The sequence below is a fragment of the Phycisphaerales bacterium genome (assembly GCA_029268515.1).
GTDB lineage: Bacteria > Planctomycetota > Phycisphaerae > Phycisphaerales > SM1A02 > JAQWNP01.
In genome coordinates this window covers 28,597-52,493 of record JAQWNP010000012.1, presented here as the reverse complement: position 1 = coordinate 52,493, position 23,897 = coordinate 28,597, and the positions used below count along the sequence as shown (strand labels likewise).

Below are 23,897 nucleotides of genomic sequence, written 5' to 3'. Positions count from 1 at the left end.
TGCCTCCTTAGCCTAGGCCATTCTTATTGCCCAAATGTTGAGCTACAAATTCTAATATCGTATTTTCTGGCATCGCGTACGGGCGAAACTTCTCAGTTTGTGCTAGTTCATCCCGGTAAATAAGTGCTCTGTGCATGCCGAGATTGGCAGCAATTGGCGAATCAATAAGTGTCGCAGAATCACTTGTGCTCATTTGAAAGAGCACTCGATTTGATAGCTCTCGCAAGCTCTGCCGATCAAAGGCGCGTTCCATGTTATTGACGGTGTCGCACCAGGTGATCACATGTATCCCATGAGCTGGTCCCTCTTGAAGCAGTTCTTTGAGCTGCTTGTCGGGCGTGGGGGTCGCATCCTCGTCTACTGAGAAGCTGAAATCATCATCGCCACGGCGGAAATCTCTGAAGCGATGTAGTGCATGAATAAATACGAATACGGGTGGCTCGTCTGAGATGCGACCTTCCTGTCGACGACTCAGTTCAGCTGATACAACATCCATAAGCTCTGGCGCCTGCCGCCAATTGCCGAAGTTGTATTCATGATCGCTATGACTTAGGACACTCTGTAAGAAGCCATGTCGTGTATCTTCAGGATTGGTCGCATCGAGCAGCACAATGTTAGAGAGTTTGTCTGATATCTTCGAAGGTTTCACCTGTGCTGTAATACTGATAAGGCTGCTGGCCATCATGGCGAGCGCTGATTCATCGCGTTGCCCAACGATAATGAGATGTGAGCCAGTTTCACGTTTCAAGGCACATGCGGTGGGGTCTTTTATGGCAATAGCTTCGCCGAGCCAGCAATTGACTAATGTTGGGCTCGGTTTTCGGTGGTCTTCCTGGAGGCAAGTGGTCAGGAGCTGGTTTCTTTCAAGATGTGCTGGCACATTGCCTTCGAAGATTGCGGGTGGTGGGTAGTTGCCTTGTGGAGGTTCGGTTTGGAAACGATTCTGCACATAGCCTAAGTATTTATCTCGATCGGCATCATCAAGCCAGACAACTTGGAAGGGGCTGTTGCCTTCAACCTGTCCATTGGCATCGTTGTAGATTGCTTCGCCTGGCCGTGAAAGCAGGCGGGCGGCATCATTGTCTTCACCAAGAACCATGTGAGCATCGGCTTCACTGCACTGTAGCGCAATGCGAATATTCATTTGTCCAATCGTGCTGCGAGCCAGGGAATAGGCGCCACCGAGTGTCTGAGATCCGAGTAGTACATGAATGCCAAAAGCACGTCCTTGGCGCACAAGGCGGTCCATGAGCAATGCGGCATCTTGAGCGACTTTGTCCTCTTCGATAAAGAGCTCTTGGAATTCATCGATGATGAGCAGTGATCGCGGCATTGGTTGCTCTGGATGGGCCGCTCGGAATCCAGGTAAATCTTGAACGCCAGCATCTCTAAAAAGTGCGCCCCGACGGCGAAGCTCTGAATCTAAGCGGTCCAGAACGCTGATTCCAAATTCTCTGTCTGACTCTATGGCGATCACGCGAGCGTGTGGAAGTTCATGTGTGGCATATGTTTTGAATTCCACACCCTTCTTGAAATCGATGAGATAGCATTCGACCTCATCTGGGCTATATCGCATCGCCAAATTAGTGACCAGAACATGCAGTAGTGTGGATTTTCCGGAGCCAGTTTTGCCAGTAAGCAGGACGTGTTGAGAGGTTCCTTTGCCCAGTGCAAGGTACTGCATTTTGTTAGCACCATTGAGCCCAAGTGGAACAGTAATTGCATCAGTCGTTGATTCTTGCCAGAGGCTGTCGGCATCTGGGCTCACCATATGGAATGGGACTTCAACGCGGTTTGCAGATTGCGCAAGTGGGCCCAATACATGAAGTGTTTCAGTGAGTTGTTCTGATGAAGGAGGGAGTTCGGTCGAAAGCGGAAGGTCCGCAAAAGTCTCATCCTGCCAAGTGAACTGATCCTCCCGATGAATAAGAGTCACCGCGCCTCGCTCGAGCTCTTCAAGATCAAAGCCACTCGGTAATTTCTCAGCGGTGTCCATGGTCATCAATGTGAATACGCCACAGCGTGGCCCACTATTAATAATGCTAGCGAGGCGGCGGGTTGCAATCTCACTGAATTGATTTGGGAAGTCTGCGATAACCAGGAAGCGATATGGTTCGGCAATTGGTCCGGCTTGCTGATTGTAGTGTGCAATGGTTGGAAATTCATTGCGCAGGTACTTCTGTATCACTACTTCCATGTGGTCGGTTAGATCGGCAAGTCGCTGTTCAAAGTGGCGGGAATCTGACCAGATCTTGTCGAGTGCAAAAGCGTTTTCGTAATCAGCGAGATGCATAAAGCCTGCAAAGCTTTGGCCAAGCCCAATGGGATCAAAAATGGTAAAGCGAACTTTGCCTGGCGGTAGTGCCGTAAGGAGTCTAAACATGGTCGCACTAATGACATCAATTCCATTTGCCCTTGAAGCGCCCGTTGTTTTGATCAATAAAGAGCTGGCAATAGGGAAGTCCAGGATTGCTGGCAGTGCAACCTTTTTAGGGCAAGGGAATGCAAGGCGTGCATCTGTTGGGATTGCATGAGGGATTGCTGAAAAATCAAGATCCAGCGAACCAAACTGAATCATGTCGGGAAATGTTGTAGGCGCTTGGTATGGACGGCTCTCGTGGTCTGAGCCGAAAATAGTCTTAGCTCGCTCGTTGATCTTTAGGAGCGTTGACCAATGTTTTTCAATGCCTGTGTCCCACTGTTTTTTTAGTGACTCAAAATCCTCGTCATGCGTCGAGTGGATTTTATCTGCCTTCTGCTTATGTTCGTGTTGTTCCTTTGAGAGATCGTCTTGATGGGTTTGAGTTGTGGTGGCAACCAGTTGCTCGTATTCGCTCTCAATAAGGGGGAGTGTTTCCTTCTTTTTTTTGTCGATATGCTCAAGTCGCTGTTCGTAGCGGATCTGTGCTTGATCTTGCCGTCGTTGGCGGTGCTCGCCGAGTCCTTCGATACGGGGCTCATAGGTATCCTTGACTCGAGTAATCTCCTTGTCTCGCTCGCTTTGGAGCGAAAACTCCATTTGTTGCATTGCTTGTTCAGCTGCTTCAATGCAGTCATTTACGGATGCAAGTCCGCGCCGGATACTCTTTTCTAGATGGAGGCGTATCTCGGCAGTTTGCCGGCGTGTGACAAGGTATGCGATCAATGTCCAAACAATAAGAATGCCTACAGTTACAGCGGAGCTGGTCGTGATCCATGTCGACAATTGATTGCTAAATACAAGCCAGCCGCAACCAAAGATAATGGTGCCTGTAATAATAAGAACGAGAAGAATACTGAGTGGATTGAGGCATTTTGGGATCCAAAGTTGGCGGAGATTTGCAAAGCCCCGCTGCGCATCTTGGAGTGATGAGTGCAGTGTGTGTGTGGGGTTGTCGCCTTTTTCCACACGTTCAAGATTTGTACTGTTGATGCGAGGCTGCCAATACCTCTTTAGTGTTCGTGAGCTTAGGCGTGCGATCTCTGAGATTTGCTTTGCGGTTTCTTCAATGTTGTCTTTGCGAACCAGGAACTGCTCTCTCGGTTGTTGCTGATTGGCCTCATAGACTGACTCAGCGATCCACTGGCCAAACTCTAGGTTGTCCTTTGACTTTTTAGATTGGGTCAGGTCTCGCTGATGGATGCTCTTGAGCCGATTCTGGAGTCCTTCCTCAGCCGACTTAACGCTCAACTTGAAAGTTGATTCGCACTGATGAATTGCTTTTGTTCGCTTTTCTTTCGCCTTGATGAGTCCTGATTTGTGGGCCGTCTCAATTGCCGAAAGAGTGTCAGCGTGTTCTTTTTCGAGATGGGCAAGGCCGCTTTCTTTGGCTTCGTTGGTCGCTCTTTCAGCAGCATGCCGCTGCTCAGTGAGTTGCTTGATCTGCTGAATCGCCAGTCGCTGCTTGGCGCTCAGAGTTTCGTTGTTGCCATCAGCGTTGATGGAGTTGGGATCAGCGGTCATCAGGTCGGGCTCCAAGGGCAATAAGATTCTGCTTTAGCAGCCTCTACGCAGCGGCTATTCTAAATCAGAATTGGCCTGTTGGTGCGTGGGGTGGGTCCATTGGTGGAGTATGAGTTTCATGGGTCAGGGCATCATCCGCAGTCACGCTTGACTTGTTGAATGATCTGGGACATCTGTTCCATGCCGTCGCAGGCTGACTTGACGCAAGGTCGGAGCGATTCGATATACCGTTCTCCGAAGCTCTTGGCGGTTGCATCGCCCCAGACAGTGGAGGTCTTTTCCCAGGCTATACATAGTTCCTTATAGGTGAGCTGAAGCTTACTTCGTCCTGCACTCATTCTGATTCCTCTGATTTTGGAGACATGTTCCCATCTTGGCCGGCCGAGGGTCGTCGTGGCGAGGGGCTCGACTTGCCATGTACGGGCTTGGTTTGAACATATGCTTCGAGTGCTCTGGCCATCCGTTCGAGCTCAGCCACCGCCACAGGTACTTGGTGATCGGCTGCATGTCCGAGTTGTCCCGTCTGAGCCTTGTACAAAGCGACTTCTCTCGGAAACATCTGTCGCCATTTTCGAATCGCAACAAGTTTCTGTTTAGCTTCCTCAACGGCTCGTTCGCATTTATCAAATCTTCGTTTCTCGAGAAGGCATCGGCCTCGATCATTTCGGTTATTCATGAGGCACCGTTGAAGATCGAGTTTGGCATCCGCCATCGCTCGTTCCCTCCGTTTGAGCTCACGTTTCCAATGCTGGGGTCGGTCATTCTCCAGCCAGCTCATCATCTTCTTGACATTTGCATCCACATCACCAAGTGACGCCCTCGCATTTTCTGCGAACGAGATAAGTGCCACTCGGGTGTCGAGTAATGCTTCGAAACTTCGAATGTCGGCAGGGTTAGACATTTTATCGAACGGCGTAGCGTTTAGTTCTATCGCTGTTGTAGGTACTCATCAATCCGATCTGCTTTGCGAAGAAGGAACGGAATGTGTTGATTGCTTACCTCTACAAATTGCCCCAGTGCGCGAGCGGTATGCTCAAACTCATCTGCAAACTTCTTATGTTCTTGGTCTCTCCAGGTCTCACCCAAGCTACGCCATCGCCCTTGAAGTGACGTGAGTCTCTGTTGTAGCTCATTATTAAATCGCTTGAGTTCGCTGGCGAAACGACGAAGTTCTTCAGGATCGACAATTGCCTTGCCCATGGGAGCCTTTCGGTTTGGCGATGTAAGAGATTAGCTGTCAGTGGTTGAAGTCGGAAGCGACTGGCCTGGTGATGTTGACGTAGAGGATTCCTCTGCTGGTGCCGCTGGAGGGTATTTTGGCAAGTCGGGGTGCTTTTTGTCTAGCACTGCATTCCATGCATCGATTTGTTTCTTTTGCCGATCCATCAAGTTGGTCGTATCGCTTTCAATGATGATGGTTTTAATGGTGTCGCCTTTTTGGATCTTATTGACAATGGCTTGATCTTTTTCATTCACGACTTCACCAAAGACGGTGTGCTTTCCATTGAGGTGCGGCGTTGGTGTATGGGTGATGAAGAACTGGCTGCCATTGGTGCCTGGGCCTGCATTTGCCATCGAAAGGATGCCTGGCTTGCTATGTCGCAGATCGGTATCGGTTTCGTCACGAAAGCGGTATCCAGGGCCGCCTCTACCGGTACCCGTTGGGTCGCCGCCCTGAATCATGAAGTTGGGAATGACGCGATGGAAGCTTACATTGTCATAGAATTTTCGATGAGAGAGATTGACGAAGTTCGCCACTGTGAGTGGGGCTTTCTCTGGATAGAGCTTCATATGTATCGGGCCACGAGTTGTGTCGATCGTTAGCAGAATAACTTCCTCGGTTGCTGGCGCCGTGCCTGGGTCTGCTTGCATGTTTGGGGTAAGTTCTTGGGCGATCCCATGAAGCGTAAAGGTGGCCAAAGTGAAAAGTGTCAGCATAAATAGCGAACGGGTGGTCATGATGTTGCCTTTTTAAAGATTCGTTGTAAACAATTTTTATGAGCTGCTTGGATCACGATACAGATCCATATAAAAGTCGAGTAATTTCTTTCCGTCAATGTCTCTGGTTCTTGCCAGGGCAAAGCCAAATTTGTCAAACATTGCAATAGCTGGTGAACGTTCAATTCGTACGTCGAGCGAAACTTTTAGAAACCCTAGTGCTGAGCAGTGCTTAAGTGCTTGTTCCATAAGCAATGTTCCGATGCCTTGGCGACGAAAATTGTTTCTGACTCGAAGTCTGCAAATTTCTGCTCGGTCATCTGAGATGAGTTTTACGCCAATCATGCCTACGACCTGCGACTTGTGCTTCGCGACCCACAGGCCACTATTGGTTTCAGTATTGAGGTAGTTTGTTTCAATCTCTTTTAAATCAACACCATTATCTCCAACATGTGTGTGTCCTTCGAGCCGGCCATCTTCAAAGAGTTGCTTGATAATACCCTGGTCATTAATTGAAGCGATCTCAATCGTTACCAAGGGAGGGTCCTTGCGCTCTGCCTGTGCCGCAGGCGCACGCATTTTGGATGGAGGCTTGGGTGAGTTGGAGTCGCCGTTGTTCATAAGAAATTCAACCGCGTACGCGTAAAAAGGGCACTCCAGTATACCGCGTCCAAGCGATCTCCAAAGATCCAATTTCAAGCGGGTTCTTGGCTCTGCCGCCAGCGTGCGTTTTTGAAGGCCTACTCCTGATTGGCCTGTTGCCTCGTAAAACGCCAGTATCCGGCCTCAAACTGATCGAATGCAGGATCCAAATACTCTTGGACGATTGCATGCCCCAGGGTTGTGTTCCTGGGGAGCGGTGTTGTCAGCGTCATGGAGGAAAGGCGATGTTTCAGGTGATCGGTCAAGACGCCGCTCTGGGCATCGAGAAGGATTTGCTGCAGCCCCGTGCGATAAATGGGGTGTTGCATCAAATAATGGATGAGCGTCCAGGTCTGGGCGTAGTAGAGCAAGACGCCTTTTTGGCCTGACTTCAGGAAGGCCTCGGGTGATTCGTTCATGAGTTGTCGCAATGGAATGACTTGGCCTGAAGCCATGCTCGCCTTGAGCATATCGAGCCGAGCATTATTGACTGCTGGGTCAAACTGCTGAATGCCCATGGTTGTTCGGTGGCTTTCAAGATAGGTGGCAATACCCTCATCAAGCCAGGCAGGTAACGGACATGCAAAGGTCGCTTGCATGTACTGGTGCCAGCCCTCATGGGCGGCAATCGTCATCGTGTCTTTGCTCAGGCTATTCCAGTCGATGAAAAACAAAATGGCGATGCCATTGGTTGTGAACCCACCGCGTTGGACCATCTCAAGTAGGGTGGCATGCTCGGGTAGCAGTTGGCGACTCAAATTTTTCCATTGACGCCGATCTTCCATGATGTACATGATTAGTTTTTTAGGCACATTATCTAGCGGCCCAAAAGTTGTTCGATACTGGCGAAGTGCGCTCTCCATAAACGCAGGAAAACGTTGTCGTACTTCTTGGTTGTTTATGGTTGTATAGATCCGATAGTGTTCAGATATCAGTTGCACGCCATCGATGTCCATAAATTTCCACGGCTCGGTCCTGTAGGTTGTGGGCGTCACTATGGCTTCTGTGCGAATCGTCGGTGTCTGTTGGACGGCTCTATTTGGGCGACTTCGCGTATGGGTATGGGTGCAGCCCAAGATAAACATGACGATCCCCAGTGTCATGCACAATCTCATCGCATTTTTATGAGCTCGTAAAACAAGAGGCCAAGTGAAGCCGATGTTCAGGCCCCTCATGGTTTGCTGGTGCTCAAGGATTCCAGTGATTGCTGTGCAGCAGCCAGATCAACCTTGTTTTTTTCGAGTTGAGCGCGACTCTCTTCCACGAGTTGTGGCGGGGCTTTCTTGACGTAGCCGGGGTTATTGAGCCGCCCCTCCAGCATGGCAATGGCCTGTTGTTGCTTTTTGATCACGGTGTTCAATCGATTGATTTCTTGGTCCGTGTCAATATCTGCGGCTCGAAGGATGACGGCATGCCCCTCAACGGTAGTGCTTAGGCCTCCGGTAGAGGATTGGTCAGTATCAAAATCCACCGTTACTTTTGTGAGTGTGCTGAGGATTTCTTCCGTGCCATCGAGTAATGGAAGAAGGTCATCTGAAAGTTGGACCGTCAGCAATTCCCTTGGTGGGATCTTGTGCTCAGCCCGGAGTTGCCGGATTGCATTAACGAGTACTTGCAGTCGTTGGATCTGTTTGCTTGCGGGCACATCTTCAATATCTGATTCAAAGGTAGGCCAGGCTGTGAGCATGAGTGAGTCGGCAACTGGAAGTATCACGCCTTGGATTGGCTCAAGTCGTTTTTCGAGAAAAGCAGGCCACAAGGTTTCTGTCACAAAAGGGCAGATTGGATGCAGGAGTCTTAGGATCACGTCCAAAGCCGTAGAAAGTACTCGTTGCTGTCCAGGGGAATCGGCGACTGTTGGCTTGATCGACTCAAGATACCAGTCGCAAAAGTCTCTCCAGATAAGATCGTAGAGTGTTTCGATACATTGGCTAAATTGATATTGGCCCAGCAGTTCATTGACAGATCTTGTTGCGATCGATAATTGCGTCAACATCCAGCGATCGATGGGGCTCAGTGGAGCCTCGTTGTCGCTGTCTTGTGCACTCTCTGGTAATTTGCTTAGTACGAATCGGGTTGCATTCCAAAGTTTGTTAGAGAAGTTACGGCCGAGATCAAACTTGCTTGAGGAGTTCTTTGCCAATGGTTGTTCTGGTGTGGGCTGAACTTCTCCAATAGCAACGCCATAAGATGTCGCCATGGTTTTGTTTGGATCACTTGGGCATACTTGGGTTGGCGCTGTGACTTGATAGCCCGCTGGTGATGTTATGAACTTGGGCTGGAAGACTTCGCCAGTGAATGGGCAAATGAGATCGAGCGACAGCCGGACATCTTGCGTGTTGGTTGCGATTTGGGCCATGGTAAATCTCAACGCATCGACACCATGCGTTGCAATAATGTCACGTGGATCTACGCCATTGCCCAGACTCTTGCTCATGCGCTGGCCGAAACCATCTTGGACCATTGGGTGAATGTAGACATCTCGAAATGGAAGGTTTCCATTCATAAAGAAGCGATTGAACATCACCATCCGACTCACCCAAAGAGTGATGATGTCGCGGCCTGTTGAGAGCACGCTGGTTGGGTTGAATCTCTCTAGGAGTCCAGTCATGTCTTCAAAGCGATCTGGATCAGGCCAGCCCATGGTTGATATCGGCCATAGTGCACTAGAGAACCAAGTGTCGAGCACATCAGGATCGCGGTGGGCGCCTGCTGCATCCAAGGCCTTGGCAATCTCAGTGTCATCGCACTCACTATCGCGAACGCAGATGAATGTTTTGCCAGCATCACTGCTGTCCTCAGGTGCTTCAATCGTGGAGACTCGTTTGTCGGCAGTCCAAATTTGGAGTTGGTCGGCAAGATCTGCAATTACTTTTGGCTCAGCTCGCCATACCGGAATCTGATGTCCCCACCAAAGCTGGCGGCTAATGCACCAGTCGCGGAGCTGATCATGCCATGACTGATACATTCGTGCGTATCGGGGAGGGAAGAACTTCAGCTGGCCGTCACCTTCACGGTGGCTGTGGTCAGCACGTTCTGGGGCGCAGCCATCATATTGATTGGGGTCTTGGGCTCGCTGGGCTTCGCCGACGAGGCGATCGTCGGTGACTTTTACATACCATTGATCTGAAAGGTAAGGTTCGATCGGCACGTGGCTTCGATAACTGTGGCCAACAGCGTGGCTATACGGTCGGATTTCCTCTAGCAAGTCATTGTCTTGGAACCATTGCACGATCGCAGTTCGAGCATCTTCTCGTGACAGTCCGATGAATGGCTTGGCGTCATCGGCTTGTCCATTTTCGAATTCATTGGCCGGCCATCCATGGTCACTTGAGATAGAACCATCTGGTGCCATCACGTTAATGATTGGCAGCTCATGTCGCCGGCCGATGTCCCAGTCGTTTGGATCATGAGCTGGCGTCACCTTGAGGAAGCCTGATGCGAATGCCGCCTTTGGATCTTCGTTTTCATCGCCCGTGCCTGGCATGATCACATAGTCATCTTCAATGATAGGAATGGTTCGATTGACAATCGGGACGATGACGTTCATTCCAACCAGTTGTTTCGCACGAGGGTCTGCGGGGTTAATTGCTATGGCCGTATCGCCCAGCATGGTCTCGGGGCGTGTGGTTGCTACGGTGACAGTTGTGAGCGTACCGGCGTTGGTCTCGATGGCGTGTTCTAGGGGATAGCGCAAGTACCACATGAAGCTGTCAATGTCTTGCATTTCAACTTCATCATCAGCCAACGCAGTGAGGGTTACCGGATCCCAGTTGACTAATCTCTTGCCGCGTTCAATAAGGCTCGCTTGGAAGAGTTGAAAGAATGCTTCATGAACTGCACGGGCGCACACCGGGTCCATGGTGAAACGCGTTCGCGGCCAATCACAGCTTGCGCCAAGCGCTTTGAGCTGATTGAGGATGGTGGCTTCATATTCGTCTTTCCACTCCTGAACCCGGGCTACGAACGCCTCTCGGGAGAAATCGGTTCTGCGTTTTCCTTCTTGGAGCAAACGTTTTTCAACAACGGTTTGAGTGGCAATGCCAGCATGGTCAGTGCCAGCCATCCAAAGGGCTTCGTCGCCAGACATGCGGTGGTAACGAATCAAGATATCTTGCAGCGTATTATTCAGGGCATGGCCAAGATGGAGTGCCGCAGTCACATTGGGTGGCGGTATGAGAATCGAAAAGCAATCCTGATCGTGGTGGGGGGTTGCCGGGATATGGGTGGCATCTGTCTCCTCCCAACGCTGCATCACAATGGCCTCTTGCTCTTGAGGTACATAGGATGTGGGCAGCGTACTTGGACCGACGGCTTGAGACGGAGCGGATTTTTTGCTGGGTGTTGACATGAGCGTTGCATCATACCCCTGGAATAGGTTCGTGCCTGGAGCGAGTCTGCGCCGTGGCGCACAGGCCATCATGGTCGCCGTTTTAGTAGGCCAGGCATCATGCGGCGGTGATCCTGGGACAACTGTCGACAAAACGCAGCCCAGCAACATTCGTGAGTCAGACATTCAGGCTGCATTAGAGTCCGCTGAGACCTATATGGTGACAGGCCGATCGCCTGAAGCTCGTGCTATTTTGACGGTCCTGACAGAGCGTGCCGCTGAAGATTGGCGAGCCCATGAGATGCTTGGCAGATTGCACTTTCGATTGGCGTCCGATGCGAAGAAAGCGGGGCTCGGTGAACAGGCGCAGCTCTACCATCGGCGAGCATACGATTCCTATCTTCAGGCTTGCTTGTTATCTCCCCAGGATGTAAATCTTCAACAAAGTGCTGGAGAGATTGCAGTCGTTGCTGGATTGTCCACCGAGTCTCTGATGCATTTCAAGGAGGCAGTCCGTCTTGAGCCTTTGAATCCGAGGGCGGCCTTGCTCTATGGTCAGCAGCTCCTGTCTCTTGGGCAAGAAGACGAGGCACGTGCAATGCTTGAGCAAGTCTTGGTGCTGAACCCTGGTGAAGTCTATGCGCATGCAACCTTGGCGCTGATTGATTCAAAGCGTGGCAATCGAGATTCCGCAGTGGAGCACATTGCGATGGCGTTGCGGAATGATCCTACAAACACTGGTATCCGTCTTATTGAAGCAAAGGTCTATCGTTCTTTGGATGAACCGCAGATGATCCTGGAGCGATTAGGGCCACTTTCTAAGATGCAACGCGCCCATCCCGGTATGGCGTATGAACTGGCTTGGGCATGGAAAAAGCTTGATCGCCCTCGTCCAGCTGCTGAAGCCTGGATTCTTGTTTTTGATGCAAGCCCAACCCATCCAGATGCGTGGCAATGGGCGAGAGATGCGGCGATCGGTTTGCGAGAAGCTGGTGATGAGGTTGCCGCTGGGGTATGGCAACGAAAAGCTGAGCTTCTCGCGCCCCGAGATGTTCGCTTCGATCAGGAGTAGGCAATCTGAAGATTCTTGGTTCAGGATGAACGCTTCCGTTCTAATCCAGTGGTTCTCGATCAGCGTGATTGTCAACGCGATGGGCTGCCTCAACCCACGGATCTAACGGTGGCTGATCTTGCTCATTTTTTGGAGAGGTCATTTTTTTCCCCGATGGAGACGCTCTTCGAAGCACTCGAAACATCACGGTCAGAAAAACAGTGGCCACAACAAGCCAAAAGACCACGATTCCAAGTAACACCAGCCCACTCATGACCTCAGTGTTCTCGTGCAGGGCTGAGTTCTCAGTAGGTGAAGCTGGGAGAGCGTTCACGATATATGGGAGGGTGATTAGTAGGTTCATGGTCATAAATCGTCTTCCAGCAGCATCTCTTCGCTTTTTGTAGCCCTTTCAGCCTGTCATGCTCATTGTATGAGGCGAACAGGAGTGGCTTCAGTACGTATGATCTTATACGTGGTCCCCTCATGATTGGTTGTGGCTGCAGAATCTGATGCTGGTATTCGGGATATTTGCTGGAGGCAGCACCCAGGGCAGCCGATTCTTGATTGGGAATGGACTAAGAAATGCCTTCTTTCGGAAGGCAGGCAGGCTTCGGGAGGCGATGACAAGGAGTCAAGCGTCTCAAAATGCCCAAAAATGAAAGGGGCGCACTGTGTTGAGATCAGGAAATAGTATGTGGCAAATCAGTCGTTTTGCGATGACTGGCCTGATATCCGTATCACTATCAAGCCAACTGCTGGCTTCTTCGGAAGCACAAGACCGCCCAGCTGCTGCTGATGATGGAAATGATCCGTCAGCATGGGCAGCGAAAATCTGGTCGGCAGCAGATATGGGCGATCGAGCTCAAGTTGAGGCATTGCTTGCGGATACCCCTGAGTCTCTGACAACCGAGTCTGAAAAAGACATGGATGCTGCCTACGAGTTGTGGGCACAAAACATCAATAAGGCGATCGGCAACAAGTCGCAATCTTACGATGAGGCGATGGTCGAGCTGATCGAGCATCGGGATGCAGGTGAGCTTGAGATGGCCCTGAGAAAGGCCGTGGAGGTTCAATCCTACAGTGACGAATTTGATTCGGCCCTTCAAGAGCAGCATATTGCCCAACTCGTTCAATGGGCTGAAAAGGAAATCCCGAAAGCTGAATCCGAAGGTGATTGGCTTCAGGTCCAATCGCTTACGTTTTTGTTGCGTACGTTGTATGAGGACACAAGTCGGACAGCCTCGTTTAATGCATATGAAGACGCGCTCGAAAAAGTAAACCGGCGTGTCTCACTCTTGGCTCGTTATGCGCCGGAGCGACTTCACGAACTTCGCAGCATACAAGCGGAGCGAAATGGTGAGGATCCTCCTGAGCCACTTAATCCAGCAACAGTCATTAACTGGCAGGACCGATTGGATGGCATCAAGTTTCGAATGCTAGTCGACTCTCTTGATACAGCAGCGACTGAGCACATCAGCTCCAGCGGTTGGCATCCCTTGCTGCAAGGTGGGCTTAATTCGCTGCACCTGGTGGCGACAATGCCGTCTCTCTCTGAGTCATTCCCGCTGCTCGCCGAGGACGAGAAGCGAATGGCATGGATCGAGCAAATCGAGCATGAGTTGGCACAGCCTGGTGACTACCAAAGCTGGTTTGAAGGACGGCGTAAGTGTCTTGGCTGTCTCAATAGGCTCCTGGAGACCAATGAAAATGCGGTTGGGCTGCCTCCTGAGTTTCTCTATAGAGAATTCGGTGATGGAGCGACCTATGAGCTAGATCGATTTTCTGAAATCATTTGGCCCGACAAGGTGCGTCGTTTTCAGCAGGCCACAGAGGGTAATTTTGTTGGGGTCGGCATTCTGATTCGGCCCAATGAAAAGGGTGAAATCGAAGTTGTTAATCCATTGGAAGGGACGCCTGCCTACTTCGGTGGCATTAAGCCGGATGATGTGATTGTAGAAGTCAATGGCGAGGCCACGGTTGGCTGGTCGACCAATGATGCAGTTGATCGAATTACCGGCGCCAGAGGTACTGAGGTTGAACTTGGCGTACGTCGAGAGGGGCATGATGATCTTGTGCGGTTGCCACTCCGGCGTGATGTGATCAAGATTCACTCGGTCAAGGGTTGGCATAAGTATGGATTAGATAGTCAAGGGCAACCGCTTTGGGATTGGTACATCGATCCTAAAGATCAGATTGCCTATGTAAAGCTGACGCAGTTTACAGCGGAGACCTACAGTGACTTGCTCAAGGCGTTGAAGCAGCTGAGCAAAGATGGTCAAGAGCCAAATGGCTTGATCCTTGATCTTCGATACAACCCAGGCGGGTTGCTTCCCTCTGCTGTCGACATTAGTAATCTCTTTGTCGAAGAGGGCACGATCGTGTCCGGCGAGGATAAGGCGGAGAATCCAGTCTTTGAAATGAGAGCAGTCGAAAGCAAAGCAGTGCTATCTGATATGCCGACTATTGTCTTGATCAACAAAGGTTCAGCATCTGCCAGCGAGATTGTTGCTGGTTGCGTTCAGGCTCATGATGCAGGCCTTGTGATTGGTGAGCGGAGCTATGGGAAGGGGTCTGTGCAGTCAGTTCATCATGTTGGCCGAAGTGGTGGAGCCAGATTCAAGGTCACGACGCAGTACTACCGCCTTCCATCTGTAGATGGTGTTTCGCCAGGGCGATTGGTACATCGCGTGCCAGGCTCAACGGACTGGGGCGTCTCGCCCGATATTCAGATTGTGATGACGCCGTCGCAGGTGATCGATTCAATCAAGTTACGTCAAGAAGCAGACATCATTCCCACTGACGGGGACGGCAAGGTCATTTTAGATTCTCCTGAGCGTCCTAATGAAGATCAGTTGCTAAGTGATGGTCTGGATCCACAGCTTGAGTTCGCTTTGTTGTTGTTGAAATCGCAAGTGGCCGCTGCTGCAAGTCAAAGGCAGGCAAGCTTGCAGTCAGATGAGTCGACACCGAACTAGTGCCCTCAATCAATGTGCTGGCAAAGCGTTCTTCACTTTGGTGAAGCTATTCTGTAAGCGAGTCAGCTGAGGCGCTCATTGGAACGTCAGATATTTGGGCGAGGCCGAAGGCCTCCTCAATGGCGATGTTCACGCGATCTACCTGTGGAAGCAGGTGCTCATAGCGATGTGCAACGACTGATTCCATGGAAGTGACGCATCCGGAAAGGGCGATTGCCATACAGGTAACCGTTCCAATTCCAAGCCAGGATTGCTTTCTATTTGGCCTTTTCACTGAGTCATTCCTTCCAGTTGTCTTGCTAGAGCATCGGATCGAAATCTGAGCTACTTCTGTGTTCTTGGCATATTTCTGGATGTTGAAAGCAAGCGAGATGTTGCAGTTCTTCTAATTGCTACCTGCTAACGAGGTTTAACACCGTTTCGCCAGCCTTGAATTGAGAAAACGGTCTTTAGGCACGTAATTCGGGTGGGCCTATCGCATACACTACGCGCCTCATACCACTGAAGGAGGCCGCATATGTCCAGTAGGCATATTCCGAAGATCCATCGATACAGCACTCGAGTCGCATTTGTTCTGTCGGTGGCAGTTATTTTGGTTCTTATGACGGTTCGTACGGGCATAGGGCAGGAGTCCTCTCCGGATCAAAAACCGCCGGTTAATCGATATGGGCTATCGCAATCACTAGCGAAGACACCCCAAAGTCTTCGAATTGCAACTTATAACATGCTTAATTTGGCAGATCACAATGATGACCCTGCATTGAGTGGCGAGCATGATGACATGCAATATGCACTCACCAAGCAGCGCGGTGAGAAGTTGGCAGAAGCGATCGCTGAAATTGATGCCGACGTGCTTGCGCTGCAAGAAATTGAATCACTGGAGGCATTGACGTGGTTTCGTGATACGTATCTAGATGGCATGGGTTATGACTACATTGCATCGGAAGATGTGGGTTATTACCGAGGCTTTGAGTGCGCTGTCCTGAGTCGTTATCCATTGAGCGAGATCAAGACATGGCCTGATTCAAATCTTATGGATTTGCCGAAGCCAGGTGTGGGCTGGACCCCAGTTCCTGAAGGGACAGCTGAGTTAACTTATGCGCGAAGTCCGCTTAAGGTCATGGTTGAGGGGCCAGATGGATACAAGGTCATTCTTATCGTCTTGCATCACAAGTCTGGCGGATCATTTAAGTGGCATCGAGAAGCAGAGGCTATTAGAACCAATCAACTCGTTGCAGAAATGCGAAAGCAAGATCCTGCAATGAATATTATTGTGCTTGGCGATTTTAATGCGGCCCCATGGGATAAGTCCTATCGACTCTATCTTGAAAATGGGATGATTGACTCACTTTCACACCGTACGATGAAAATCAAATACGATCCCGACGCGTATGACTATAAGACCCATGAATCGAATCGAGTGCTTGATTATGTCTTACTTAATAGCGCTGCGCATCGTGAACTAGTGCTTGGGTCGCCGCATGTCTATGGCACGCTTATGCCGCCGGACACGTATGACTGGCGTACGGATCCACATCCAAAAGGATACGCAGCAGATCACTATCCAGTTGTCATTGAATTAATGCCTCAAGAAAAGCCCTAAGACGTTTTCTGCTTTGCTTCGAGCAAGCGTAAAACCTCTTGGACATCTTTGTCGCCACGACCAGAGACATTGATCACCAAGTTCTGCTCAGCGGACATCTTTGAGGCCAATTGGACTGCCGCAGCGATGGCGTGTGCAGTTTCAAGGGCGGGAATAATGCCGTCGCAGCGAGAGAGCAGCTGAAAGGCCTCGAGCGATTGGTCATCAGTCACAGATAAGTACTTCACGCGACCTTGTTCTTTCCACCAAGCATGTTCTGGACCCACGCCTGGGTAATCAAGTCCAGCTGAGCAACTGTGGGCAGGTAGTGTTTGGCCATCTGCATCCTGAAGTACAAAGCTCATGCAGCCATGGAGTATCCCAATGTCGCCATGGCACAATGGGGCAGCATGATCGCCTGGCTGATCAGAGCGGCCACCAGCCTCAACACCAACCAATTCTACCGAGGGATCAGCAATGAAAGGCGCGAAGATGCCCGCTGCATTTGAGCCTCCGCCAACACAAGCCACAATGCAGTCGGGAAGTTGTCCGATGTGAGTTCTGCACTGTTCTTTGCATTCGTCGCCAACGACAGATTGGAAGTCCCGGACCATTCCTGGAAATGGGTGTGGCCCAACGACTGAGCCAAGGATGTAATGGGTATCACCAACCGTCTCCATCCAGTCTCGCATTGCCGCGTTGGTTGCATCTTTTAAAGTGCGTGTGCCATCTTCGATGACGCGCACAGTGGCCCCAAGTAGTTCCATACGGAAGACGTTCAATGATTGACGGCGGACATCCTCTGCGCCCATGAAGATTTCACAATCAAGATCGAAGTGAGCGCATGCTGTTGCAGTCGCTACGCCGTGTTGCCCTGCACCAGTTTCAGCGATGATGCGTTTCTTTCCCATGCGTTTTGCCAGAAGTGCCTGGCCCATGGTGTTGTTGATCTTGTGTGCCCCGGTGTGCGCAAGATCCTCTCGTTTGAGAAAAATGCGAGCACCTCCAGCAGCGGCGGTGAGTCCTGGCGCTTGAGTCAGGGGTGTTGGGCGGCCAACATAGTTGGCAAGAAGTTCATTGAGTGTCTCATTGAAATCAGGGTCAACGCTGGCGGCTTGATACGCATCCGTTAACTCATCAAGCGCTGCGATTAGTGTTTCAGGTACAAAGCGGCCACCGAAGGGGCCAAATGTACCAACGGTCTCTGCGGTGATATCCGTGCTGTTCATGTTGGCATGATAGGCCCCAAAGGGGGCGGCTTAGGTGTTCGTGGCAGGGTTCTCTGATTGAAGGTCAGATTCATCACTTTGGGGCGCCCTTTGGCGGTCCAGACCCAGTAGCCAATGTGCAAGAAAGTCTCGTTGTCGATCTTTGGCCACTGCAGCTCGGCGGCCGAATCCAGAGTGCTCCTGAGGTGCACCAGTTCGTCCGTAGGTCGTGAGCTCAATGAGATCAGGTCGACGGGTCTCGCGGCCAATTGCGTCAAGGAACGCCTTTTGGCCTTGATAGTCGACCCACTGATCAAAGCGAGAGTGCTGCGCTTGTAATGGAATGGGGCGCCAGGTTGAAAGGTGTTCCATCGGATTGCGGTGATGAAATTCTTGGTGGCCCCGTTCACTGAGGTTGGGGCGACGCTGTTGAAAACGCCAAGCACCCGTCGTGGCTTCGACAGAGCAGCACTTAAATGGGTGGGGGCTTGTGAGCCTGGAAAGTGAGACCATGCCACCGGCTGAGATACCCCCAATACCGATACGCGATAGATCAAATCCCTGGTACTCCTGCAGAGCAATCAGCAGTGGGTCGATCTCCTCGACGGCTTGTAGAACGACGTCAAGGACTGCATAGGGGCTCTGGAGCGCCTCGCTGGCACGCTGTCCATGCCCAGGTAGGTCAATTGCAACCACAGCAATCCCAGCTCTGATCAGTCGTAGGTAGCGTCCGGGATCTGTCTCCTTATTGGAGGTGCGCCCATGCATCCAAATCATGGTGGGGGCGAGCGCCGATGCATCGGGATCGGGATGAATGAGCATTGCAGGTATGTCCACGCTGGAGAGGCGGGTCCAGGTAGCGCACTTTTGGATTGCTGCAGGCAGTCTGTTGAATCGATCATCCATATGAGATCGGATCATACACTTCTGGTTCAGAATGATCGGGTCAAGTGTAGACAGCTTGACTTGGTTGGTTCTGATGTCCATGCTGACTGGAATGTTGAAGATCGCAGGGGGCATTTATCGGGGTAGGAAATTGGTTTCGCCACCAGACGCGGCGCTGACAAGGCCATGGCCTCAGCGTGTTCGTGAGTCTGCCTTTAACCTCTTGCGTGGTTGGTTTGAAGATGCCAATGTGCTTGATCTTTACGCTGGCGTTGGGTCAATGGGTCTTGAAGCAGTCAGCAGGGGTGCCAAATCAGTCTTGTTGGTTGAAAGACAGCGGGCCATTTTCTCACTCCTGGAAGAAAATATTCAGTCGCTGGATTGTGGTGATCGAGCGACAGCGCTCATGGGAGATGCACTCGGTCAAATTGTGGCAGTGCGGGCACCTCGTCCAATTGAAGTTGTCTTCATCGATCCGCCTTACGCGTTCATGAAGGATGATGAGACAAGGCAAAGAATATTGGCACATCCACAGTCCTTATCTCCAATCATGACTGACCAGGGTTGGCTGGTCCTACGGACGCCGCTTGATCCATCTCAAGTTGATCATGAGATTACGGGATTTGAGGGGCCTGAAGTACATAAGTACGGCGCCTCTATGTGGATGCTGCTCTATCAACAAAGCACAGCCCCACAGTCCGAATAGAATGCGTGCATGACGTCAACGCAGGGAAAAGAAAAAGGTCAGTCACGTCCGATGCGAGATGCGGCTATTGACGTGGTGCGTCGCCTCGTAAAAGAAGGGTACACAGCCTACTTTGCGGGCGGCTGTGTGCGTGATCGCTTGCTGGGCATTACGCCGAAAGACTATGACATTGCAACCGATGCTCGTCCCGAACAAGTGGCAGCTCTCTTTTCAAATGCTCAAATGGTTGGGATGTCTTTTGGTGTGACCTTAGTGCCGCAGGGAGGGCATCGTTTTGATGTCGCTGCGTTTCGGTCCGATGGCCAATATGAGGACCATCGTCACCCCTCATCGATTGAGTATGTGGGAGAAACTGAAGATGCGAGTCGACGTGACTTTACGATTAATGGGCTCTTTGAAGATCCCGTTGCGGAGAAGATCATTGATCATGTGGGTGGGCAAGCAGATCTAAAGGCGAGGTTGATTCGGGCCATTGGATCGGCTCAGGATCGTTTTGAGGAAGATCATCTCCGAATGTTAAGGGCAGTTCGATTTCAAGCTCGGTTCGGTTTTGCTCTTGAAGCGAAAACAGAGCGGGCGATCACCCAATTGGCACCAGCACTCTCTGGTATCAGTCGTGAGCGCATCGGCCAAGAAATAAATCTCATGCTTGGCCATGAGGGAAGAGCTATTGCCGTTGCCCAGCTGCAGCGTTTGGGTTTGGATGGGCCGGTCCTGAAGGATGAGAGTCGTAAGGGGGCGCCAATGCGGGTCAGTCGAATGAAGCCGAATACGGAGGCAATCATTGCCTTGGCCGCTTGGCTGCTCGATCGGCATGAACCCGGTATTGATCTCAGTGCTCAAGTTCATCAGTATGCAGAAGCCCTCATGCTCTCAAATGCCGATCACCGAATGCTGGATTCGATCATTACGATCCACGCCGCACTGACCAGTGAATCAGATCAGCCACGTGCCTGGGATGGGCTCGAAATGGCTCAGCAGAAGCGGCTAGCAGTGAAGCTGGGCTTTCTCTCTGCTCTGGCGATTCTCCAAGCCGTGGACAGCCCCGGCGCTATGGCGATCAGGGCGCGAGTTGATGAGCTAGAAAGGACTGGTCTTCAGCCAGAGCCCTTTCTCAACGGTACTGACCTCATTGGAATGGGCCTAGAGCCTTCGGAGCGTACAGGTCAGGTTCTCGCTGAGATCTATGATGCTCAGCTTGAGCAGCGGGTCACAGATCGCGATTCAGCTCTAGAAATGGCACATCGTTTGATCTGATTCTCTCGTAAAGAGGCTATGAAGGGCACGGTGCCCCTATAATCGTCTATGAAAACGATATCTAAGGTCATTGTTGGGGGAACCTTGCCCTTGCCGATGCGTCGGATACAGTAACTAGGTTGTTAGAGCCTGCGTCAATGTTGATGTTCAGACCTCAATCACAAGAGCTCTCCTAAAGGGACTTTTTATGCATGGACGGACTTACCTGCCACTGACTTGGTGTGCCTTGACTCTCGCGACAGGATTGTTGAGTTACGTGACCCCTCTTTCCATGTCTGCGCAAGCAGCGGTCTGGCAAGATGAGCAGGGCCAAAAAGCGACCGTTCATCTGGCAGATGGGCGCAAGCTAGACGGAGTGATCCTCAAAGAAACAGATAGTTATATCGTTTTCGAGTATCAGCCTGAGGGGCTCAGTTTTTCAGCTCAGATGGAGTTGCAGAAGAGTGAGATTGTGAAGATCGACCGGCATGGTGCTGTGGGGACTCAGGATGCCGCTAGCCCAACGGCATCAACAGGTGGTACCGCATCCCCATCAGAGAATGCAAGTGATGCAGCCCAAGCTGACGAATCGGTTGCTCGGTTCTATGTGATTCCAATCCGCGGCCAGATGAATACAGATATTCGTTCCGAAGTCTATTCGGAAATTGCTGAAGAAATAGCGGCAAGTGAAAAGAAACCCGACGTTCTGATTTTCAAACTCAACAGTGAAGATAAAGGCGAGACGCTCCGGGCCAAGATGATGGGTGATTTTGATCCCATGGAATACAGCATGCTGAACATGGATGACTCCGAAGCGCTGTTGCGACATTTTCGTGTCGGGCCACTGAGAGATATTCGGCAGGTGCTATGGATTGAGGATGCAGTCGGTACCAGCTCATTGCTCGCGATGGGATGGGACGAAATTTACATGATGCCTGAAGCTCGGTTGGGTGGGATGATTCAGGTCTTAATGCAGAGTGGTGCTGCAAGTTGGTCAGATAGCCAAGTGCGTGCCAAGATGATGGCTGCCTGGCTCGGGCATGCCAAAGGTCACTTTGAATACGGTGGCCAACCAATGGAGTTGGCTGATGCGATGCTCGATCCAAGATATTACTTAACAGCCTCTTGGAAAGGGCGTGAGGTAGAGTGGCGTCTCAATAAACCTGGCGACTACACCGTTGATGGTACGGACAAAGCCACCACGCAATTTACGGCGGAGAAGGCAGAGCAGTTCTGCCTTAGTTCGGGCACAGCAGATTCGCTTGCTGATCTAGCATTGCTCCTGAATTACCGCGAATTTGAAGAGTTCGACGGTCAAGCAAAGACGAAAGTTGACAGCTATATCGAAGGCTGGCGAAAGGTGCTGGCGGTTTCTGAAGATCTTTGGCTTGAGTATCAGGATCTTCGGAATTGGGCGACCGGTGCTGATGCGATGAATTATCTTGCTCAAGCACGCGGCGTACTATTGAAAATTCTTCGCAACATGAAGAAGTATGAGGCCGTTCAGGTTCGACTCGCACGGAGCATTGGTATTACGCCTGGGTACATTGAAGATCAGATTGCCATCCTTGATGAACAGCTTAAGCAGATGCGTCAAGGTGGCGGTGGTGGTAGCCGTGGTGGTGGCGGTGGAATGAGTGGTGGCGGTGGTGGTGGCCGGAACTAGTAGGCCAGTCATTAAGTAGTCTTCAGTAACTCGGTTTAAGAGAGCGTTCGCAGGTAGATCGGATGGAAAGGATTGTGATGGATTTCAATTCTCGCGTACAAAAAATGATGGCAATGATTCTGTTGGTATTGCTTACAGGATCGGTCGCATTTGGAGATCGAGTACGGATCAACTTGGAAGATGGATCGAGATGGCGTGGTGAGATCGGGCAGGAGATCAGCGTTGTCTACAGTAGTGGGCAAGGCAAAAAGGTTGCTGTTGGAAAGCTGGCAAAGGCGACAGATCTTTTCTTGCAGATCAGTGATGTTCAAGGGGCAGAAGATGGGGCGCCAATAACGATCCTTGTTGCCAGAGTGATCTCTATTTCAGAGCCTGGGCAATCCACACCATCGCCGGCAGTAGATGGGCAGAACGATACTGAAAACGAACCAGTTCTGACTGATGCGGCCAGTGAGCCTGCTTCAGGAGAAAAGAGTAATTCGAAGGGTGTCTTTGTGCTGCCCTTGAGCGGTACAGTCGGTGTTGAGTTTCGAAGCGATGAAATTCGAAAAATGGCCGAGGAAGCGGATAAGCGCGGGCATGGGCAAATTATTGTGCTGCACATCGACTCTGGTGGCGGCAGTCTGTTTGAATACGACATCATTGCTGAGCAGATGGAGGATATTAAGAAGCGTCACCGTGTGGTGGCGTGGATCAAATCCGCTATCTCGGCAGCGGCAGCCACTGCGATGTGTTGCCACGAAATCTACTTCCAGACCGGGGGGACGCTCGGGGCAGCAACGGGCTTTAATGGCGCGACTGGTGTATCGATTACCGGGCAACCACTGCAGGATTGGATTAATCGTCTTGCGGAAGTAACGGCCAATGGTAATCGGAGTGCCTATATCGGCCCGGCCATGATTGATCACCGATACTCGCTGTCTTATTCCAGAGATCCAGAAACCGGTGATGTCACCTGGTACAACGACTTATCCGGCGATGTGAGTTTAAGTACTCCAGGCAAGAACCTGGTGTTCAATGTCACGACAGCAATCGATTCTGGATTTGCTGACGGTCGAGCAGATACGGTCGACGAGTTAGCGGAGAATTTAGAAATTGACCAATGGGTCGAGATCAGCGACTACGGTCGTGAGCTGCATGACAATTGGTTAGAGACAATCGAAAAATGCACACGCGACCTGAAGACACTTCAGCGTGACACCCAGATCAAGTCATTTCCAAATGAAGCCGCTCGAATCGGATGGCTTATTGAGCGCAATAAGAAGTATATTCGCTGGCTTGATCGGTGCCCACCAGTTGCGAGAAACATTGGTCGGACCAAAGAAGATCTCGAACGTGAGAATAAGTATCTGCAAAAGCAGTTACGCGACATGCGCTAGTGCTAAAAATCAGCGTCTAGGAATTTGAGTATGGCTGGTCCCACCGAGACCTCCATGCCGTCTTCAATGCGCACATTCTCAACGCGTTGGCCATTAAGATAGGTGCCACCGCTGGATTCTAGGTCGCGCAGCATCATTTCTTCGCCGATGTACTCGATGGAGCAGTGTTCCCTTGAGACCGTCTGAGACCGAATCTGAATGTCGCAAGATTCATCTCGGCCGATGATCAGCTCTGCATTATCACCGATAGCAAATGCTCGAAGCATTTCTCCTTCTCGGGTGCAGACGTGTAGCTCCATCATGACCAACAGCTCCAGAAACCAATTGTCGGGCAGCCGACAAGTTGTCCCGCG

At 51.0% G+C, this 23,897-nt stretch carries 19 protein-coding genes; 7 read left to right on the top strand and 12 right to left on the bottom strand.

Annotated features, from left to right (window positions below; translation table 11 throughout):
• Positions 1-7: 7 nt before the first annotated feature.
• The 7 genes from P8J86_08855 to P8J86_08825 form a co-directional block, all read right to left on the bottom strand.
• Positions 8-3,943, bottom strand: a complete 3,936-nt coding sequence (locus tag P8J86_08855) for an FtsK/SpoIIIE domain-containing protein (GenBank protein ID MDG2054804.1) — start codon at positions 3,941-3,943, stop codon at positions 8-10.
• Positions 3,944-4,277: 334 nt separating this feature from the next.
• Complete coding sequence (locus P8J86_08850) at positions 4,278-4,844, bottom strand: hypothetical protein (GenBank protein ID MDG2054803.1); 567 nt, start codon at positions 4,842-4,844, stop codon at positions 4,278-4,280.
• A gap of 26 nt (positions 4,845-4,870) precedes the next feature.
• Positions 4,871-5,143, bottom strand: a complete 273-nt coding sequence (locus P8J86_08845; protein MDG2054802.1) for a WXG100 family type VII secretion target — start codon at positions 5,141-5,143, stop codon at positions 4,871-4,873.
• A gap of 30 nt (positions 5,144-5,173) precedes the next feature.
• Positions 5,174-5,902, bottom strand: coding sequence for a peptidylprolyl isomerase (locus P8J86_08840; protein MDG2054801.1), 729 nt, complete (start codon positions 5,900-5,902; stop codon positions 5,174-5,176).
• Between the two features lie 36 nt (positions 5,903-5,938).
• A complete protein-coding gene (locus P8J86_08835; GenBank protein MDG2054800.1) occupies positions 5,939-6,502 on the bottom strand; it encodes a GNAT family N-acetyltransferase in 564 nt (187 codons plus the stop codon).
• A gap of 119 nt (positions 6,503-6,621) precedes the next feature.
• On the bottom strand, positions 6,622-7,626 hold the full coding sequence (locus tag P8J86_08830) for a DUF1570 domain-containing protein (protein MDG2054799.1): 1,005 nt from the start codon (positions 7,624-7,626) through the stop codon (positions 6,622-6,624).
• Positions 7,627-7,694: 68 nt separating this feature from the next.
• A complete protein-coding gene (locus P8J86_08825) occupies positions 7,695-10,874 on the bottom strand; it encodes a valine--tRNA ligase (GenBank protein ID MDG2054798.1) in 3,180 nt (1,059 codons plus the stop codon).
• Between P8J86_08825 and P8J86_08820 the strand changes: the two genes are divergently transcribed.
• Positions 10,873-11,925, top strand: a complete 1,053-nt coding sequence (locus P8J86_08820; protein ID MDG2054797.1) for a tetratricopeptide repeat protein — start codon at positions 10,873-10,875, stop codon at positions 11,923-11,925. The two genes, P8J86_08825 and P8J86_08820, sit on opposite strands and share 2 nt — an antisense overlap.
• A 40-nt stretch (positions 11,926-11,965) precedes the next feature.
• Here P8J86_08820 and P8J86_08815 read toward each other — a convergent pair whose 3' ends face one another.
• Positions 11,966-12,274 carry a hypothetical protein gene (locus tag P8J86_08815; GenBank protein MDG2054796.1) on the bottom strand — a complete coding sequence of 103 codons (309 nt, stop codon included), beginning with the start codon at positions 12,272-12,274 and terminating at the stop codon, positions 11,966-11,968.
• A 325-nt stretch (positions 12,275-12,599) separates the two neighbouring features.
• Between P8J86_08815 and P8J86_08810 the strand changes: the two genes are divergently transcribed.
• Positions 12,600-14,882, top strand: a complete 2,283-nt coding sequence (locus P8J86_08810) for a S41 family peptidase (GenBank protein ID MDG2054795.1) — start codon at positions 12,600-12,602, stop codon at positions 14,880-14,882.
• 46 nt (positions 14,883-14,928) lie between these two features.
• Here P8J86_08810 and P8J86_08805 read toward each other — a convergent pair whose 3' ends face one another.
• Positions 14,929-15,102 carry a hypothetical protein gene (locus P8J86_08805; GenBank protein MDG2054794.1) on the bottom strand — a complete coding sequence of 58 codons (174 nt, stop codon included), beginning with the start codon at positions 15,100-15,102 and terminating at the stop codon, positions 14,929-14,931.
• A 297-nt stretch (positions 15,103-15,399) separates the two neighbouring features.
• On the opposite strand from P8J86_08805, the gene P8J86_08800 reads away from it, so the two are divergent.
• Positions 15,400-16,485, top strand: a complete 1,086-nt coding sequence (locus P8J86_08800) for an endonuclease/exonuclease/phosphatase family protein (GenBank protein ID MDG2054793.1) — start codon at positions 15,400-15,402, stop codon at positions 16,483-16,485.
• Here the strand turns inward: P8J86_08800 and trpB are convergent.
• Positions 16,482-17,693: a tryptophan synthase subunit beta gene (trpB, locus tag P8J86_08795; GenBank protein MDG2054792.1), complete on the bottom strand. Its 1,212-nt coding sequence runs from the start codon at positions 17,691-17,693 to the stop codon at positions 16,482-16,484. The two genes, P8J86_08800 and trpB, sit on opposite strands and share 4 nt — an antisense overlap.
• 30 nt (positions 17,694-17,723) lie before the next feature.
• Complete coding sequence (locus P8J86_08790; protein ID MDG2054791.1) at positions 17,724-18,578, bottom strand: alpha/beta fold hydrolase; 855 nt, start codon at positions 18,576-18,578, stop codon at positions 17,724-17,726.
• Between the two features lie 73 nt (positions 18,579-18,651).
• Here P8J86_08790 and rsmD point away from each other — a divergent pair, with 73 nt between their 5' ends.
• From rsmD to P8J86_08770, 4 genes are all read left to right on the top strand, one after another.
• Positions 18,652-19,263 (top strand): 16S rRNA (guanine(966)-N(2))-methyltransferase RsmD, encoded by a 612-nt coding sequence (gene rsmD, locus P8J86_08785; GenBank protein ID MDG2054790.1) that lies wholly within the window; start codon positions 18,652-18,654, stop codon positions 19,261-19,263.
• 9 nt (positions 19,264-19,272) lie between these two features.
• Positions 19,273-20,520: a CCA tRNA nucleotidyltransferase gene (locus P8J86_08780; protein ID MDG2054789.1), complete on the top strand. Its 1,248-nt coding sequence runs from the start codon at positions 19,273-19,275 to the stop codon at positions 20,518-20,520.
• 256 nt (positions 20,521-20,776) lie between these two features.
• Positions 20,777-22,165, top strand: a complete 1,389-nt coding sequence (locus tag P8J86_08775; protein ID MDG2054788.1) for a hypothetical protein — start codon at positions 20,777-20,779, stop codon at positions 22,163-22,165.
• Positions 22,166-22,242: 77 nt separating this feature from the next.
• Positions 22,243-23,544, top strand: a complete 1,302-nt coding sequence (locus P8J86_08770) for a hypothetical protein (GenBank protein MDG2054787.1) — start codon at positions 22,243-22,245, stop codon at positions 23,542-23,544.
• Between the two features lie 2 nt (positions 23,545-23,546).
• On the opposite strand, the gene P8J86_08765 is transcribed toward P8J86_08770, so the two are convergent.
• Entirely contained in the window at positions 23,547-23,846 is a 300-nt protein-coding gene (locus P8J86_08765) for an FHA domain-containing protein (protein MDG2054786.1), read from the bottom strand.
• Between the last annotated feature and the right edge of the window lie 51 nt (positions 23,847-23,897).